Source organism: Rufibacter psychrotolerans, from assembly GCF_016924645.1.
GTDB lineage: Bacteria > Bacteroidota > Bacteroidia > Cytophagales > Hymenobacteraceae > Nibribacter > Nibribacter psychrotolerans.
In genome coordinates, this window is sequence record NZ_JAFFJV010000023.1 from 1 (window position 1) to 18,265 (window position 18,265).

The 18,265-nt window shown below is 56.9% G+C and carries 11 protein-coding genes; 6 read left to right on the top strand and 5 right to left on the bottom strand.

The genetic code is table 11. The features are described 5' to 3' along the window. Positions 1-185 precede the first annotated feature (185 nt). Positions 186-662, top strand: a complete 477-nt coding sequence (locus JT718_RS18645; RefSeq protein ID WP_205504312.1) for a DinB family protein — start codon at positions 186-188, stop codon at positions 660-662. A gap of 167 nt (positions 663-829) precedes the next feature. Next, entirely contained in the window at positions 830-1,393 is a 564-nt protein-coding gene (locus JT718_RS18650) for a DUF4256 domain-containing protein (RefSeq protein WP_205504313.1), read from the top strand. Between the two features lie 247 nt (positions 1,394-1,640). On the opposite strand, the gene JT718_RS18655 is transcribed toward JT718_RS18650, so the two are convergent. Next, positions 1,641-4,343 (bottom strand): glucuronyl esterase domain-containing protein, encoded by a 2,703-nt coding sequence (locus JT718_RS18655; protein WP_205504314.1) that lies wholly within the window; start codon positions 4,341-4,343, stop codon positions 1,641-1,643. Between the two features lie 821 nt (positions 4,344-5,164). Between JT718_RS18655 and JT718_RS18660 the strand changes: the two genes are divergently transcribed. Then, positions 5,165-6,376 (top strand): phosphoglycerate kinase, encoded by a 1,212-nt coding sequence (locus JT718_RS18660; RefSeq protein ID WP_205504315.1) that lies wholly within the window; start codon positions 5,165-5,167, stop codon positions 6,374-6,376. 163 nt (positions 6,377-6,539) lie between these two features. Here JT718_RS18660 and JT718_RS18665 read toward each other — a convergent pair whose 3' ends face one another. Together JT718_RS18665 and JT718_RS18670 are read right to left on the bottom strand one after the other, a co-directional pair. After that, entirely contained in the window at positions 6,540-8,450 is a 1,911-nt protein-coding gene (locus JT718_RS18665; protein WP_205504316.1) for a RecQ family ATP-dependent DNA helicase, read from the bottom strand. 389 nt (positions 8,451-8,839) lie between these two features. Beyond that, a complete protein-coding gene (locus JT718_RS18670; RefSeq protein ID WP_317195529.1) occupies positions 8,840-9,643 on the bottom strand; it encodes a hypothetical protein in 804 nt (267 codons plus the stop codon). Positions 9,644-10,366: 723 nt separating this feature from the next. Here JT718_RS18670 and JT718_RS18675 point away from each other — a divergent pair. Next, positions 10,367-10,690 (top strand): hypothetical protein, encoded by a 324-nt coding sequence (locus tag JT718_RS18675; protein ID WP_205504318.1) that lies wholly within the window; start codon positions 10,367-10,369, stop codon positions 10,688-10,690. A 101-nt stretch (positions 10,691-10,791) separates the two neighbouring features. Continuing rightward, positions 10,792-12,123 carry a sigma-54-dependent transcriptional regulator gene (locus tag JT718_RS18680; RefSeq protein ID WP_205504319.1) on the top strand — a complete coding sequence of 444 codons (1,332 nt, stop codon included), beginning with the start codon at positions 10,792-10,794 and terminating at the stop codon, positions 12,121-12,123. Between the two features lie 54 nt (positions 12,124-12,177). On the opposite strand, the gene JT718_RS18685 is transcribed toward JT718_RS18680, so the two are convergent. Then, positions 12,178-14,736, bottom strand: a complete 2,559-nt coding sequence (locus tag JT718_RS18685) for an ATP-binding protein (RefSeq protein WP_205504320.1) — start codon at positions 14,734-14,736, stop codon at positions 12,178-12,180. Between the two features lie 100 nt (positions 14,737-14,836). Then, positions 14,837-16,948 carry a ComEC/Rec2 family competence protein gene (locus tag JT718_RS18690; RefSeq protein ID WP_205504321.1) on the bottom strand — a complete coding sequence of 704 codons (2,112 nt, stop codon included), beginning with the start codon at positions 16,946-16,948 and terminating at the stop codon, positions 14,837-14,839. Positions 16,949-17,202: 254 nt separating this feature from the next. Here JT718_RS18690 and JT718_RS18695 point away from each other — a divergent pair, with 254 nt between their 5' ends. After that, entirely contained in the window at positions 17,203-18,243 is a 1,041-nt protein-coding gene (locus JT718_RS18695; protein WP_205504322.1) for a threonine aldolase family protein, read from the top strand. Positions 18,244-18,265 lie beyond the last annotated feature (22 nt).

The window sequence follows — 18,265 nt, forward strand, 5'->3', positions numbered from 1 at the left end:
AGACCTTTCCGACTCGTTAGCGGGTAGTGCACTGGCTGCCTCTTCAGGTACAGCAAGTTAATCCTATACCTGGCAAATAGGAAGTAGGACTATTGGAAAAATGAAACTGCGCTAAGCTAAAGGTTAGCTGCGCCACCGTTTAACACAATACGTAGTGATCGTAAGCATTCAAATAGATAGCTCCAATGACAAGAACTCTATTGCTGGCAAACCGACTTCGGGAGGTACTTCTTAATGGAAAATGGATTGCCAACACAAACTACAAGGAACAACTAGAAGGTGTAAGCTGGGCGCATGCCATTCAGAAAGTTGGCAATCTAAATACCATTGCAGCCCTTACTTTTCATGTAAATTATTATCTGGCTGGTCTTTTACAAGTCTTTCAGGGCGGGCAACTTGATATTAGAGACAAGTACAGCTTTGACCTTCCGGAACTTACATCTGCCGAAGACTGGGATAGGTTAGTTCATGATTTTTTAAGTAATTCTGAAAAATTTGCAAGCTGCGTTGAACAAATGCCCGATAATCTGCTTGGCCAGCCCTTTGTAGACGAAAAATACGGCACTTACTTACGAAACATTGAAGGGGTTATTGAGCACAGTTACTATCATTTAGGACAAATTTCTCTACTAAGAAAATTGATCTTGCACGGTAGCGCATAAGCCAATCCAGAAATAAGAGATAAAAACGGTACCAGCCCTTGTGTCCCTGGCAGCGCCGGTCCCTGCCCCTGCAGACCGCTTTCAGGAGGGCATCGTTCAAGAGAGCATTCAAAGGCCTGTACACCCAATCCTCAATACCTGTTAGTCCGGCCCTAACCTACCAACCCATGACCAAGGAAACAGAGATAGTACCCCACCTGCAGGAAGAACTACTGCGCACCCTCAAGGCCCGTTTTGAGAAGAACAGGCACCGCCACCAAGGCCTGGACTGGGTTGAAGTAGCGGCAAGGCTGGAGGCCTACCCCCGAAAGGTATGGTCGCTGCATGAAATGGAAAGAACCGGCGGCGAACCAGATGTGGTACGCTATGATGAAAAGACCGGCGAGTTTACGTTCTATGACTGTTCAACGGAAAGCCCTAAGGGCCGCCGGAGCGTTTGTTATGACCGCGCAGGGTTGGAGTCAAGAAAGGAGCACAAACCAGCCAGCAGTGCCCTGGACATGGCGGCCGCCATGGGCATTGACCTGTTAACCGAGGCACAATACCGGGAATTGCAGCGTTTTGGGAATTTTGACGCAAAAACGTCAAGCTGGCTGAAAACCCCTTCCCACATCAGGGAGCTAGGCGGAGCCCTGTTTGGTGATTTCCGCTACAATCAGGTTTTTGTGTACCATAACGGGGCCCAGTCGTACTACAGCGCCAGGGGGTTCCGGGGCGCACTTACCGTCTGATGCTGGCAGAACCGCTCCGCTGCCCATGAGGTACTCCTGACCAGCGCTGGGCTAAAAAGCCCTCGGGTTGCGGCAGCCTGCGCCTCCCTCCTCTGCTGTTCCAGCTTATACCAACATCACTTAGTGAGTTTCTCCTTTATAACATCCGGTTGATCCTGAGGCCTCAACTTTGCCCCAACTCTCTTTGGGGCAGAAATAAAACCAGGAAGGCGCCTTGCGGCGCCTTCCTGGTTTGTACAGGTGGGTTTTATTGCACCACAATGCGTTGGGTCACCACCTGATCGCCTTGCATGCGCACCAGGTAGGTTCCGGCCCGCAAGTGCTTGCCCGGAATAGACACCGCAGAAGCATTTCCGGCGGCAATTTCCAGCACTACTTTTCCAGACAGCTCCAGCACCTGAATGGTCCGGATGTTCTGGGCATTGGCCCCCAGGTTGATCTCTATCTTGTCTGTGCTGGGGTTAGGATAGATCTGGATGGCACCCTGAAGCCCGGCCTTGGCGGCAAGCGCCTCAGCACTGCTTACCTCATTTCCGCAGGTTCCTATGCAATCGCCGTGCTGCAGGTGCCCCATGGCCGCCATTTTAGAAACAGAGATCAGCTGGCCCTTATGGCAAACGGTGATCTTGTCTGGGATGGTCACCGTAACGGTTTGCGGCTCGCTGGTATTCAGTCCATCGCTCACGGTAACAGACAGTGTAAAGGCGCTCTGCGAGAGATCGGCCTGCGCCAGGTTCTGGATGGAAACCATGCCGGTTGCAGGATTGATACCGAAGATACCAACCCCGGTGCCGCCCACAATCTGCCAGTTCTGCAAGGTGGTAAAGCCCGGCTCCTGGGTATCATCCAGATCGGTGGCCGTCATGCTCCCAAGCTCACTGCAAATTCCGCCATCCAGCGCAAAACTCATTCCGGCGCTCACCACCGGCGCATTGTCATTGGCATTGGTGAGGTGGATGGTTACCGTTTCTGCGGCACTGGTAAAATAGCCATCGGTAACGGTGAGGGAAAGCGTGAACGACCGGGTAGCCGACTCAAAATCAAAAGCGGCATTGTCCAGCACCCGCAGTTGCCCGGTATGGGCATCTACCGCGAATGCGCCGGCGCCGGTACCTCCGGTAATTTGCCAGTTTTGAAGCACCGAGCCCGCATCAGCATCCGTGGCCCCTACTGAACCTATCACAGCATTAAGAGCAGCCGTTTCGCTTATTGAAAATACCTGCGCTGGCGTAATCACGGGCGCTTGCCCACAATTGAGGCCGGGAGCCCCCAGGCCGGTGATGGAGGCCCCGGAGGTGGTTACCAGCAGTTTGTCCAGGTGGGCCCCGTCTTCGCGGTAGGCAATGGTGATGGTGTGCGGCCCTACCCCCAGTATGGCACTGGAGACTCTTAGCCACTGCCAACCCGAGGTAGCCAGTCCGTTGACCGTTACAAAGGGACCGTTGTCAATTTTTATCCAGTAGCTGTCGTCGTTGGCGGTGGGAGCATTCAGCCTGGCCACAAAGTTATAGGTGGCGGCGCTATCAACGGTGAACGGAAAAACCACGGCCCCGCTGGCCCCCGCCGGGGCAGCTGCGGTACTGTTCAGGCCGCTTTTTACGGTAACATACGACCCATTGGCCGCAGCGGCATCTGTGACCACTTCCCAGTCAGACCCCACGGTGGCACACTCGGCTTCCAGCCAGATCCTTTTGCCTAGCGGCTCAGCGGGCAGCACCGGGTTGCCGGTTCCCCACCACTTGTACCAGCGCTGGTAGTCAATGCCGTCGTACGGGTGAGTGGTAATGTTGGTATTCACATTGGGTTTACTCAGCAGAAATTTGTCCACAAACGCCTCAATGGCCGGGCGCTGGGTAGTGGGAATGGCGCAGTGGCCGTGGCCGCCGTCTATGTAGAACCCGAACCGGTCACCAATGCCCAAGGTCTTGTACACCTCATGGGTAGCCCTGGCCGATACGTAGGCCGCCGGGTTGGCCAGCCACTCAAAGTCGGTGTTACCCGTTACCAGCAAGGCTCTGGGCGCAATCATGGCCATTAACTCATGGTGGTCATGGGGCAGTTTGGCCACGTTGTTCCCCGCAAACTGGCGCATGTCGTCCCTGAACCACCGGTAATCGGTGGCGCCCAGTTTCTCCACGCTGCCCAGGGTCTCCGACACCCGCCAGGCCGGCGCCCCTCCCCCACCCGATTCCTGAGCAATGGTAAGGGCAATCCGCTCATCCAGGGCACCGGAGAAAAGAGCCATTTTGCCAGCGTAGGAACAACCAGTAACCGCCAGGTGGCTAAGGTCTATGGGCAGGCTCGCCTGTACCAGTTCCAACCCGTCAATGATGCGGCTAACGCCCCAGGCCCAGGCACTGTACTGGCCCGAGTTCTCCAGGTTCTGCCCCGGGTAAAGCCGGAAATAAGGATCTGTTATCCGCGGATTGCCGTACGTGGTTACCTGGTTGGCGTTGAAGGCGATGCGGGCAATGTTGCGGCTAGAGAAGATATCAGCGGGCACACTTCCGTTCTGGCTGTTCATCCCTATCACCGCCGGGAAAGGACCGCTTCCGGCAGGCAGAATCACCTGAGAGGTCAGCGTGAGCGTTTGGCCGTTCACCATTACATGCACGGTAAGCACCCCGCCGTTGGTACCGGGCGCGAACGAGGCAGTGATGGTCTCCGGGCGACTGGGTTTGGTGCCAATCTCATAGTGCTCTATTTCGGCCCTTATTTCATTGCGGCGGCGCGCCCAGTCACTGAAACTGGTGGAACGACCGCTGCCGTCTGACCACATAAAGGGGTCTGTTAAGGGTTCAATGGCGGGTAACTGGTCAAAGGAGGGCAAAGGCGGGGGCGCGAAACCAGATCCGGTATTCTCTACCGTGTACACCAGGGGAATCTGGGCTTTTACTCCCTGGCAGAAGGCGGCAAGAAAGAGGGCTAAGACGGTAATCTTTTTTCTCATCTTTTTTTAGTTAGTGGTTAATAAATGATTAAAGGAAATAATGGAAATATTATATGTATTCACTGTTATTCCACTCTATCTACCACCACTACCCTTCCGGCCTGGCACTACGGTTTACCAGGCGTCCAATGTAATTTCAAAGCTTCCCCTCACCCCCATTGGGTAAGGCCTTGCCGTCCTCGCCTGAAAGGCCGACTTCGGCGTTCGCCCCTCCAAACCAATGCTGCCCAACCCCGTTCGCCCATAAGCGCACCATCCAGAAGGTTTGCGATATTTTTCAGGCAGTATCATTGCACCCTCCGTTTACAGGTGGGGCATTGCGGTCATCTTTCCCTTTCTGCAAGCATTGGCCGGGATTCAGGCGCTTAAGGCAGGCGCTCCAACCCGGTTAGTTGAAATAAACCTAAGTTGTTTTTATCAAAATTGCAACCGATTGCGATAAAAAGTTTCCAACATTAAGGTATTTTCAAAAACAAGAGGCAAACAGAATGATGATATCCCTAGCACAAGACTCTAATATGGGCATCAGGTTAAGGCTTCTGCCTTAGAATAGCGCAGGAACTGTAAATTCAATATTGCAACCGATACCATTAATTTCTTTCAGTCCCAACAGAAGCCTGCTAGTAAGAATTGCGGCAGAACGCCACCTAACGGGTTCACGGACTGATAGGAAGCCCTGCCCCGGGAGAGGGCCCACCCCAAGGCCGGTCCTGCCCTTTTCACCCAAACAATGCGCCCGCAGACCAGAGAAAAATATAAATACTATATTTGCCTTGGCCTGTTTTGGCCGGAATCCGTAGCTTAAACCAAACCTACAGACTATGATAACAGTTGACCAATATGACTTCCGGGGCAAACGGGCCCTGGTGCGCGTTGACTTTAACGTGCCCTTGAACAGTGACTTTGTGATCACTGATGATACCCGCATTAGAGCGGCGGTACCTACCATCAAGAAAATTTTAAACGACGGCGGCGCAGTGGTGCTCATGTCGCACCTGGGTAGGCCCAAGGGCGGACCAGACGAGAAGTACTCGCTCAAGCACCTCGTGAACCCCCTGGAGCAGGCGTTTGGCGTACCGGTGCAGTTTGCGCCCGACTGCGTGAGCAGCGAGGCCGTGGAGATGGCCAATAACCTGAAGCCGGGTGAGGTGCTGTTGGTTGAGAACCTGCGGTTCCACAAAGAGGAAGAGCAGGGCAACCAGGGCTTCGCCGAGAAGCTGAGCCTGCTGGGCGACGTGTACGTGAACGATGCCTTCGGGACCGCCCACCGCGCGCACGCCTCCACCGCCATCGTGGCCGACTACTTCCCGCACGACAAGGTGTGCGGCTACGTGATGCAGGCCGAGCTGGACAATGCCCGCCGTGTGCTGCAGTTTGTAGACCGCCCGTTCACCGCCATCATGGGCGGCGCCAAGATCTCAGACAAAATCCTGGTCATTGAGCAACTGCTGGACCGCGTAGACAACCTCATTATTGGGGGCGGCATGAGCTACACCTTCGCCAAGGCCCAGGGCGGCACCATTGGCAACTCCCTGCTGGAGGAAGACAAGCAACAGCTAACCCTTGAGCTGCTCAAGAAAGCCGAAGAAAGAGGCGTCAAGATCTACCTGCCGGTAGACTCTGTCATTGCCGATGCCTTTGACAACAACGCGCAGTCGCAGGTAGTGGCCAGCGGCACCATTCCAGACGGCTGGATGGGCCTGGACATAGGACCCGAAACCCGCGCGCAATTCGCCGAGGTGATCCGCAATTCCAAAACCATCCTGTGGAACGGCCCCATGGGCGTGTTTGAGTTCCCTAACTTTGCCGTAGGCACCAAGGCCATTGCCGAAGCGGTGGTAGACGCCACCAGGAACCACGGCGCCTACTCGCTCATAGGCGGCGGCGACTCGGCGGCGGCGGTTACCCAAATGGGCCATGCGCATGATGTGTCGTACGTGTCTACCGGGGGCGGCGCGCTGCTGGAGTACATGGAAGGCAAAGCCCTGCCCGGCGTGGTAGCCCTGCAGGCCGAGGAAACCCCTTTGCCCTAACCCTTACCCGTTCCTACACCAGATAAAAACAGAAAGGCGGCAAGATCACTTGCCGCCTTTCTGTTTTGGGGCCGTTTTCTGGAAAACGCCCCAAAACCAACCCTGCCTAACGCGAGTGATACGGGGCTACTCTACTTAACATAGTATTTACCCCAAAGACACCTTATTTCTTCTTCGTCAGGTTGCCTTCGGGGGTGTAGGCCACCAGGCCGCTCTCCAGCATTTCCTGCAGCAGATCGCCCAGGAGTTCCTGCTCTGAGGAACTGAAGTGAATGGCGATGGACTTGGGGTGCAGGGGAAACTCTTTCAGATACCGCAGCACCCGGGCCTCCATGTGCAACTTGTTCTCGTCCAGCTTCTTTTTCTTTTTCTGGGCCAGGCAGTAGTCACAAATGCGGCAGGGTTTGTCTGCTGTTTCGCCAAAAAAGGCCAGAATCTGGTGGGTACGGCATTGCTTGCCGTTCTGCATGTAGTCGGCCACTGCCTGGGCCTTTTCCAGGGCCCGGTCCCGGAACAGGTTTAGCCGCTTCTGGTCTACGGGCAAGGAGGCGGCATCGTACCGGGGAGCCGTGAACTGCACCTGCGGACCATCGTGCTGGGGCTCATAGACCAGGACTTTGCGCTGGTGCAGGTGCTGCAACTGCTGCCGCACGGTTGCCTCCGGCACGCCCAAATGCTTGGCCAGCCCGGCCTCTGAGATCTTCACAAAGTCACGGAACATCTCGCCGCCGTACAGCCTGAGCAGGCCTTTGAGAAGGGGCTCCAGGGTTTCGTTCATCAGCTGGAATTCGTACAGCTGCGTGTTGCCCAGGAGGAAATTCACCTTGGAGGGCGCGTAAAACCCTTCGTTCATCTGCAGCACGCCCTCGCCCTCCAGGAGTTTGAGCGCAAAATGCACCTCCAGCGGGGATAATTGGTACGTTCGGCTGAACTCGCTCAAATCAAAGTCAAAGGACTGGAAGGCGCCGCTGCCAATGGCCAGTTGGTAGAAATTGGCCAGGGCCTGGTACACCCGTTTCAACGTTTCCACCGGCGGATAGGCCTCCGCGGTTTTCCGGAGCAGCAAGCCCGCATCTTCGGGCCCCAGAAGCACCGTGGCGTAGCTGTAGCGCCCATCGCGGCCGGCCCGGCCGGCCTCCTGGTAATAGGCTTCCAGCGAATCGGGCAGGTCCAGGTGCACCACCAGGCGTACATCGGGTTTGTCTATGCCCATACCAAAGGCGTTGGTGGCCACTATCACGCGCACGCGGTCCATGATCCAATCGGTCTGGGCGGCGGCCCGGGTCTGGTGGGGCAGGCCGGCGTGGTAGGCGGTGGCTTTGATGCCTTGCTTCTGCAGCCACTGGGCCAACTCCTCGGTGCGGCGGCGGTTGCGGGCGTACACAATGGCGGTGCCGTTCATCTTCTGGAGGATCTCGCGCAGGCGGCCTTCCTTGTCTTCGGTGGGCAGGACCGAGTACGACAGGTTCTTACGGGCGAAGCTCTGCTGCACCACCTTGGGCTGACTGAACCGGAGTTTCTCCTGGATGTCTGCTTTCACGGCCTCGGTGACCGAGGCGGTGAGCGCCAGCACCGGCACCTGGGGCAACAACTCGCGCAGGCTGGCGATCTCCAGGTAGGGCGGCCGGAAGTCATAGCCCCACTGCGAGATGCAGTGCGCCTCGTCCACGGCCAGCAGGTTCACCTTCATGCGTTTCACCCGCTCCAGGAACAGCTCGGTCTTGAGGCGCTCCGGCGACACGTACAGGAACTTCACGCCGCCAAACACGCAGTTGTCCAGGATCAGGTCGCGCTCCCGCTCGGGCTGGCCCGCGTGGAGCGCCGCCGCTGAGATGCCACGCTTGCGCAGGTTCTCCACCTGGTCTTTCATGAGGGCCACCAGCGGCGATACCACCAGGCACACGCCCTCCTGCGCCAGGGCCGGCACCTGGAAACACACCGATTTACCGCCGCCCGTGGGCAGAATGGCCAACGTGTCCTGGCCCGACAGCACCGAGACAATGATCTCCTCTTGCCCGGGGCGGAAGTCGTCATGTCCCCAATACTGTTTCAGGATGCTCTTTAGGTCTGCCATAGCCCCCAAAAATACGAAATTGTTGGGTGCGGGAGGGCTTCATTTATTGCCCTCGTGAGCGGTGGTGGTCTGCCGGGCGTAACCTCTGGAGAAGAGCGAGGGGAAATTTGTTCTGCAACTCTGTTTCGCTGCGGGGCAGCGAGGGTAGTCTGGAAACTACCCGGCATCTGTAGGCACGAGTTTGGAAACTCGCGCCAGCGAGTAAACAGCCCACCAACGTTAAGTACTCGGCCCTAGGCCGTACGCCTCCACAGCAGTTTATAGCTGCGTTAGTGGTAGAGAAGCCTTGGGCTGCAGCAATTTTGGGGCTCTTTTTCACAGAACTGCCCTAAAACAGAAAACCCGGCCTTGGGGCCGGGTTTCTGGCATTCACTTCTATGTAAATCAACTTACGCAGCGGCAGATTGCGCGTGCTCACGTTCCTCAATCACTTTCTTCAGTTTCTCAATGGACTGCTTGGCGCGTTCCTCGTCCAGTTTGTTGATGTTCAGGAGCATTTTGGTTTTCTCCTGACGGGTGATCACTGGGTTGTTCAGCAGGCGGATGATCTCCTCTTTCTGCCGGGCCGTGGCATACTTCACGGTGGCTTCCTCAGCGGCGGCGGCAACCGGAGTAGCGGCAGCCGGGGTCACTGCTGGGGCCGGAGCAGCTTCTGCCACCGGTTCGGCCGGAACGGCTTTCATGGTCTTGGCAGGAGCCGCGGGTTTCACCTGATGCTCCACTTTTGATTCCGGCACATTACCCTGGTAGTCCATCTCCTCGGCGGGGGTTGGCTCATAACCGGCGGCGCGGATAATCCAGGCCAGAATGTTCCGGTAGGCTTTCCCGATGGCTCTGGTCTGAGCCATGGAGGCAATGGCGTACTCCTGGTAATATTTGCGGCCCTGCTCTTTGTTAGAGCAGATGGCAAAACCAGCCCCTACCACTTGCTCGGTACGTAGGTTCAGCAAATTCACCTTAGCCAAATACTTGATCTCAGAGCTGTCGCTCATGTTCACGAGCTCCTCAACCACCGGCAAGATACCCAAACGGGAACCAGCATACTGCCAACCTTCCACGTTCACGTACTCTTTGCCCTGGATGTTCTGGAAGAGTCGGTTCTCCTTGATGAACTTGGCTAAGTCGACGGCCAAGTGCATCGTCTCATCAGAGCGGGAGATGTCAAAACTCTCAATTTTGTGCTTCTTCTGCACTCTCTCTTCGTTTGTCACTTGATTCGTCTTTGTCTGCATTTTCCAATCGTTTCGTTCAAAATCATAACAGAACTACCAGGACAAAAGTGCCAGATCTCCTCTTTTTAACACTAAATAATTTAGCTGATTATCAATTACTTACGCAGCTTTGCTAAAAAAGTTTTAGCAAAGCTGCGTAAGCAGGAACGGCCACTTTCCTGCGCGTGACGAAGGTAGGTCTACTCCACCAAAAACGCCTCTTAGGAGGCCACGTAGGGCACCCTCAGTACGCTCCTGATTCGGGCCTGCACCGGGCAACCCGGGGTAACTCCAGGCGGCCCGCAAGTGCGCGCAGTTGCTTACACCGTAGCTGCCCAGGCTGGTTCAGAAGCAAAAGGGGGAATTGGTTTTTACGCTATTTTTCAGAAAACGGGTTTAAAACAACTCAGAATTGCTAAGGCAAGGAGGGATAAAGGACCCGTTGTCAATGAACAGCCAGAGCCCTTGTTACTGCTAAAGTCTGGAACGAGAAAATGCTCCGGCGTATAGTAGCTGATTGCCCCGGTTTTGCCACACTCTTCTCCCCAACCTGGGGAATAATTCCACACCTCTGGAAATCCAGCAAATCAGACAATTAAATACAAATAACTGATAGTCAGAATACTACGCCAAACAAGCTGGTTTTGGCACGGCAATGGCAACTAAGAAAGCAACCGACTTATTCATCACCTAAAAAATTGAACAATGAAGAAAGTTATCTTATCAGCCTTCGGACTTTTTGTTTTTGCCACTGTTTCTGCCAACGCCCAAACGCAAGCCGCGCAGACTGCCCCAACTCAGACTACCGCTGCCGCCGCGCAAGACAACAAGACTCCGGTAAAAGTTGAGGAACTCCCCGAGGCCGTGAAAACTGCCCTCTCCTCAGACTCAGGCTTGAAAGAATGGACGCCTACCACTGCTTTCCTGGTGAAGGACGCAGCCGGCAAGGAGTATTACGCCATTGAAATGAAGAAAGGCGAGGAAAAAGGCGCCATCAAACTAGACAAAGACGGCAACCAGGTAAAATAAGCGCTTACTGCTCCCGTTAGACAAAGTAAAACTATGAAAGTAAAGAAAGCTGGGTTTTCCCGGCTTTCTTTATTTTTACCCCACGGGACAATAAGCCAGGCATGACGCGCATACTACTCATAGAAGACGACCTTACCTTTTCCATGATCCTGGAAAGCTTCCTTAAGAAACAGGGATTTGAGGTACAGGTGGTCCACCGGGTGAAAGCCGCCCAGAAAGCCTTGATAGAACATTCTTACCACCTGCTGCTCGCCGATTACCGCCTGCCCGACGGTACCGGCCTGGAGTTGCTCCAGCCCCGCCAACCGGGAGCGGAGGTACCGCCGGTGATCATGATGACCAGCCTGCAGGATGTGGGCACCGCCGTGCGGGCCATGCGCCTGGGGGCCTTTGACTACATCACCAAGCCCGTAAACCCAGACGAGCTGCTGATGGTGGTGCAGGAGGCGCTGCGCGAAAAAGACCCGCCCGCCAATTCTCCCGTCACTCCCTCTCCTGCCTTTATCACCGGCCACAGCGACGTGGCCCAGCGCCTGCACGAGATGATCCAGCTGGTAGCGCCCACCGATATGTCGGTGCTCATCCAGGGCGAAAGCGGCACGGGCAAAGAGTACGTGGCCCGCACCATCCATGACCACAGCAAACGCGCCGGGGCCCCGTTCATCGCCATTGACTGTGGCGCCATCTCCGGCGAAATTGCCAATAGCGAGCTGTTCGGGCACGTGAAAGGGGCCTTCACCGGGGCCCTGCATGACAAACAAGGCCTGTTTGAGGCCGCGCAGGGCGGCACCCTTTTCCTGGACGAGGTGGGCAACCTGAGCTACGAGATTCAGATGAAGCTGCTGCGGGCGCTCCAGGAACGCGTCATTCAGCCCTTGGGGTCCACCAAGACCGTACCGGTGGATGTGCGGGTCATTGCCGCCACCAACGATGACCTGATTGCCAGCGTGAAGAACGGAGATTTCAGGGAAGACCTGTACCATCGCCTGAACGAGTTCAAACTGCGGGTGCCAGCCCTGCGCGAACGCGGCGAGGACCTGTTCTTGTTTGTGGACCACTTCATGGGGCAAGCCAACCTGGAACTCACCCGCCAGGTAAGCCGCCTCTCCCCTGACGTTACCGATATCTTCCGGCACTACGCCTGGCCCGGCAACCTGCGCGAACTAAAAAATGTGGTGAAACGGGCCGTGCTGCTGACGCCGCAGGAGGAAATCCAGAAACAGGCCCTGCCCGATGAAATGTACGCCCTGTCCCAACCGGCCTCTCTTCCCGCCGGCCCCGACCTGAAAGCCCTGCAGGAAGCCCACGAACGGGAATTGATTCTAAAAACCTTGCAGGAGGTACGCTACAACAAATCCAAAGCTGCCCGGCTGCTCAACATAGACCGCAAAACGCTGTACAGCAAGCTGGAGAAATACAATCTTCTGGAGTAAGTTGGGAAAGTTGTTTTCAGCCTGTTTTGGGGAAAAGAGCCCTAAAACTGAAGTTTATTCTTCTAGCAATACCTCCGCCGAGGCCGCTTTCTCCTGGATGATTTTTTTCAGGAGCAGCACGTCTTCGGTCAGTTGCAGGATCTCGGGTTGCAGGAGTTGGAGCGGTTCCTGTGCCCGCAGTAAGGTTTCTACTTTCCGCAATTGACCTGATAGCTTTTTGGCGCCCACTTGCCCGGTGCGGCCCGCGAGCCGGTGCAGGGCCTCCTGTACTTCGGCAGGGTGTTGTGCGGAAAGTGACCGCGTCAGCCCCTCCAGGTCCTGGCCGGTCTCGGTGATGAACTGCGCCAGTACCGCTTTCAACATTTCCTCGTCGTGGCCCAGCATCTGCCGGAGCGGGCTCAGGTCAAGCTCTACGCCCACCACCGGGGCTTCCCCCGCAGGCATTGGACCCGTAACCGCAATGCCATGCACCACCGCCATCAATTCCTGCTCCCGGAAAGGCTTCATGAGCAATCCGTCAAAGCCCTGGGCCAGGATAGATTCCCTTTCTTCGGGCAAAGCCTCGGCGGTCAACGCGAAAATCTGGACGTCTGCGCTGATCTTTTCCCGCAGGGCGCGGCACACGTCCATCCCGTTCATGCCGGGCATGCGGATGTCCAGCAACACCAATCCAATGGCCTCATCCCACTCCTGGTGCAGCACCGAGGCGGCGTCATGCGTGCAGGTACAGGCCACTTCATGTTTCCGCAGGATGGCCCCGCACAACTCCAGGATGAACGCATCATCGTCTACCACCAATACTTTGCCGGTCTGGACCGCTTTGCCTTGGTCTGGCAGCAGCAAGGGCGTGGGCACGGATTGTGGCTGCGGTGCTTTGGCAAACGGCAGCTGAAGCTGGAAAACCGAGCCTTTGCCCGGCGCGCTCTGCACCTCCACCGTTCCGTTTTGCCCCTCGGCCAGGGCTTTCACGATGCTCAGCCCCAGCCCGGTACCGCCGCGGGTGCGGCCCACGGCGTCATGCGCCTGCTCAAAGGAATGGAAAATAGCCTCCAGTTTATCCACTGGAATGCCCACGCCCGTGTCGCTGACCTGGAACCTGAAATGGGTCTCTTTTTGGAAATCCTCAGCAAAAACAGACACGGTGACGCCGCCCGCATCGGTGAATTTGATCGCGTTGCTGAGGAGGTTGTACAGCATCTGCCGCAGCCGGAACGGATCTCCCGCGTAGCGTTGCCCTCCGTGAACCCCATATTCCAATTCCAGTGGCAACCCTTTCTGATGGGCGGCTACCTGCATGGTCTCCACCACTTCGGTGACCAGTTGTTGCATGTCAAAGGGGCGTTGCTCAAACGTGAATTTCCCCGAGACGATGCGGCTGTAATCCAACACCTCGTTCACAATGTGCAGCAGGTGCTCTGAGGACTGGTAAATGGCGTCCAGGGCTTTACGCGAAGGTTTTTCCTGGGTCCTGATCTGCTCAGAGAACCCCAGAATGGCTTGCAAGGGCGTGCGGATCTCGTGGCTCATGTTGGCCAGGAACTGCTGCTTCACCTGGCCCAACTGCTCGGCCTCTTCTTTGGCGGCGATGAGCGCTTTGCGGTACCTGTTGCTGCGCGAAATGTCCAGGAAAATCAGGAAGACGAACAGCGCCGAGCCCAGCGAAAACAGGACCATGATATGGTCAATCTGGTCAATGCTGCCGTTCACCAGCTCCTTGGCGGCCCGGTTGTTCTGCTGCATGGCGGCCACTTCCTCGGCCTCAATGGTGCGCAGGATGCCCAGCAATTGGCTGTGCAGCTGGCTGTTGGCCGTCACCCACTGCATCTCGCGGCTCAGGAGCTGGGTAGTGCGCTGGTGGTGCTCCCGTTCAACGCGGCGCATCATCTTTTCCACCCGCCAGATAATGCTGTCCTGCCGGGCCACCGTGAGGGTATCTACCTGTACCTGCAGTTCTTCCTGCACCTGCTTCAGAGCGGCGGGCAGTTCCTCTTCTTTCCTGCCGCCAAACAAACGCCCGAAGAAGGATTGCTTGTGTTTCTTGGGGGTTTCGGCGGAATCGTTGCCGGGGGGCCAGATGGTAGTGGTGGTGATTTTCTTGCGGGCGGTGACCACGGTGCTGTCAATCTGCGGTTTGCTCTTGGCGATCTCCTGGGAAATAGCCGCAATCCGGCGGGAAAGGGCCTCGTTGCGATTCATATCGGTGCGCAGCTTCATGTAGCCGTTGTAGAGCTTCTCGCGCTGCAGCAGCTTGATTTCCATGGAATCCAGCAGGCGCAGTTGCTGGGGGTTGCCGGCGCAGTAGCCCCGCAGGGAATCCAGCGTGAGCTGCAGTTGCTTTATCTTGGCTTTTGAGCGGTTCTGAGGCTGCGTGGGGGTACGCGTGGCGTGCGCCCGTTGGAGTTGGTCTAGCTGGGCGAGGCTCTGAAACAGCGAATTAACGGTGCGCAGTTTCTCATTGGGCGCCGAGACATCTGCCACGGTTTGCAGGATGTTGTTGAAGCCTTTGTGCGTGATGGACCAGGACATGGCCACCGCCAGGACCCCCAACAGCACCGCGGCAATTATCTTACCCCGGATGGATTGGAGAGAGAACGTTTCTTTGACCTTGGGCATTCCTGACAGGTGTTTAAGTTCATCAACCAAACGGTCATTCTAACTTAAAAGTACAGAAAACCGGCCAGAAACCCATGAAAAGGCCCCAGAACCGGCCCGGTTACCGCAGCTTCATCCGCCAGGCGCCCTCCTCTTCCAGCACGTGCACCCGGTAACCGGCGGACCTGAGTTCAGCGGCTTTTCTGGCGGTGTAGCGGCGCGAATTGGTCTGGTCCAGGACTACAGATCGGGTGGTTACCACTTTTTTCAGTCTATCTGCCGGCGCCCATACGTTGTGTTGTAACACCACGGCATCCAGTACTACTGGATTGATAATACCCCGGGGCAAACGCCTGAGCCAAAGTAGTTTCTTGCCCTGCCAGACCAGCAGTTGGTTTCCTTCGGGCGTGACGGTGAATGGCATCTCTTGTTTTAGGCCTGTTTGGGTAAAATCTGCCCCAAAACGGTTTTGGGCGCGAACGCCTTTCGCCCACCAATAGGGCTGCACCTGGTACGAAAATAACTGCGGTTGGGCGTAAAAAGCTGAATCGGCGGAGAAAATCACTTGCCTACCCTGCACCAGACTGACCGCGCTGCTCCGCCGCACGCTGTGGAGCACCAGTTCCCGGGTGTGGCGCTGGTAAAAGGCTTCGGCGAGCTCGGTGCCGGAGATAAAAGCCAGGCACAGCACCGAGGCGGCCAGCCAAACCAACTTTTTCCGGACCAGGAACACCACCACCGCAATCAGGAACAGGTAAAGGGCCAGCACTTGCCCGGGCGTGACCACAAACCCCTCCAGCACCGCGTGGGGCCAGCGTTCCAGCCACAGCAACAGTTCGTTCAAGAGCCAGAGGGTCCACTCCAGCAGTTGGCCCACCATGCCATTGACCACCGGCAGCCAGAACAGCATCATGAACGCCACGCCCAGGTAAAGCGCCAAAGACGAAAGCGGCACCGCCACCAGGTTGGCCACCCAGAAGTACACCGGAAACTGATGGAAGTAGTACAGACTCAGCGGAAAAGTAGCCAGTTGCGCCGCCACCGAGATAGCCAGCAACTCCCAGATGATCCGCACCAGTTTCTGCTCCGGGTTCCAGAGTTGCAGGAACAAAGGCTGCAGCAGCACAATGCCCGCCACGGCCAGAAAGGAAAGCTGGAAACCCACGTCAAACAGAAAGTTGGGCTCATACACCAGCAACACCAGGGCTACCACGGCCAGCGTGTTCAGGATAGAGGATTTACGCTGGATCAACCGGCCTAGCTCCACCAGCGAGAACATGCACACCGAGCGCAGCACCGAGGCCGACAAGCCCGTCACAAACGCGTAGAACCAGACCACGCCCACAATCACCAGGAACACCACCAACCGGCTGGTGCGGTCGCGCCGCAGGGGCTGCAGCAGGAACAGCAGCACGCCGTACAGCAAGCCCACGTGCAGGCCGCTCACCGCCAGCACGTGCACGGTGCCGGTGCGGGCGTAGGCGTTGCGCAGGGCGGCATCCAGATCATCCTGCACTCCCAACACCAGCGCATGGGCAATGGTGAGTTCGCGGGGCGCGGCCAGGTGCTCCCTGAAGGCTTTTTCCAGCCTTTTTCTCACGTGCAGGCTAAGGGCGGTGACCGTACTGGGCGGCGCGTGGCCCATCAGCAGCCAGGTGGCTTCGGGCAGGTACGCCTGCCACTGGATGTGCCGGAGGGCAAGGAAGCGCCGGTAGCCAAACTGGAACGGGTTGGCGGGCCGGGCGGGAGGTTGCAAAGCTCCTTTCACCAGCAACTGGGCCCCATATCGCAACGAATCGGCTTTGGGCGAGTGCGGAAAGAAAACCGCTACCTGCCCCCGGGCCGGGTACCATTTTCCGTGGGCCTGCACGGCCTCCAACCTGCCCACCGAACTAACTGAAGTAGGCTTCAACGCCACCGCTTTCACCAGGGTGATTTTGTAGTGGGTGACGGTTGCCGCGGGTACCGGCAGCGCTTCGGGCCTGTTTTTCTGAAAAGTGGCCCAAAACGCCAACCCCACTACACAGAGAACTCCCAGAGCGCCGGCCCTTGCCCGGTTGCGGGCCAGGGGCCTTTTTTTCGCCCACCACCAGCCGCCCAGGAACAGGAAGACCAAACCAGCGGCACCCTGCGCGGCATAGGGAAACCGGAAGCCCAGGGAATGGTACAGCAGGATTCCGGCCACCAGGGCCAGCAAGAGACGCATTGAGCCGGTCAATTTTACGTCAGCCATTCAGTACATCGGGTAAGGTGGAAGGCAGGTGCGGGGGCAAGCCCCATCAGAAAGAACGGATTGTTCCAGAAAAAGATAAAGCTGTCCTGTTAAAAGTCAACTCCTTGCAAAACCGATGGCTGCGTACCGTCGGGCAGCAAAGAAAAACCGGCAAACGCTCCGGCAGGGCCGCCATAGTTTTCTGGCCAGTACCGTGGGTGATTTTTGTGGAGTTGTATCTTTGGGCAAACGTTCATGCTAGCAGAACCAAAACCATGCTCTATAACTTCACCAATGATTACAGCGAGGGCTGCCACCCGTCCATCCTTCAGAAACTGACCCAGACCAACGTATCGCAGCAGCCGGGTTACGGCCATGACGAGTTCACCCAGGAGGCGGTAGCGACCCTACGGCAGTTGTGCGGAAAACCAGCCGTAGACGTGCACCTAGTGGCCGGCGGTACCCTGGCCAACCTCATTGTGCTGGGCGCCCTGCTGAAGTCCTACGAGTCGGTGATTGCCGCCGAGACCGCGCACATCAACCAGCACGAGGCCGGCGCCATTGAGGCAACGGGCCACAAGATTGAGACCGTGCCCACTGCAGACGGCAAGCTGCGCCCGCAGGACCTGGTGGCCCTCATCAACAAGTTCCCCGAGTACCATACCGTAAAGCCCCGGGTGGTGTACATCTCCAACTCCACCGAGATTGGCACCATCTACAAAAAGCAGGAACTCACGGAGCTGTACCACTTCTGCCAGGAGAACCACCTGCTGCTGTTCATGGACGGCGCCCGGCTTGCCATGGCCCTGGCTGCCCCCGGCAATGACCTCACCTTAGCCGACCTGGCCTCCCTCACGGATGTGTTTTACCTGGGAGCCACCAAATGCGGCGGCCTGATTGGGGAAGCCATTGTGATTGCCAATGAAAGCCTGCAGAAAGACTTTAAATACTACATTAAACAGCGGGGCGCCCTGCTGGCGAAAGGCCGATTGTTTGGCATCCAGTTTTCTGAATTGCTGCGCGACAACCTTATATTTGAACTGGCGGGCCACGCCAACTCCCTGGCCCAGCGCATCGCCGCGCAACTGCAGGAACTGGGCTACGCGTTCCTGACCCAACCCGAAACCAACCAGATCTTCCCTATCTTACCAGACGACATCATCACCCAACTGAACCAAAAATACGGGTTCTTCCGGTGGAAAAAGATGCCGGAAGGGCACTCGGCCATCCGGCTCATTACCTCGTGGGCAACGCCGCCGGAACACGTGGAGCAGTTCCTGAAAGATGTAAAGGTGCTCACTGCAAAAGCAGGGTAAAGCCCAAAACAGGCCGGCCGTT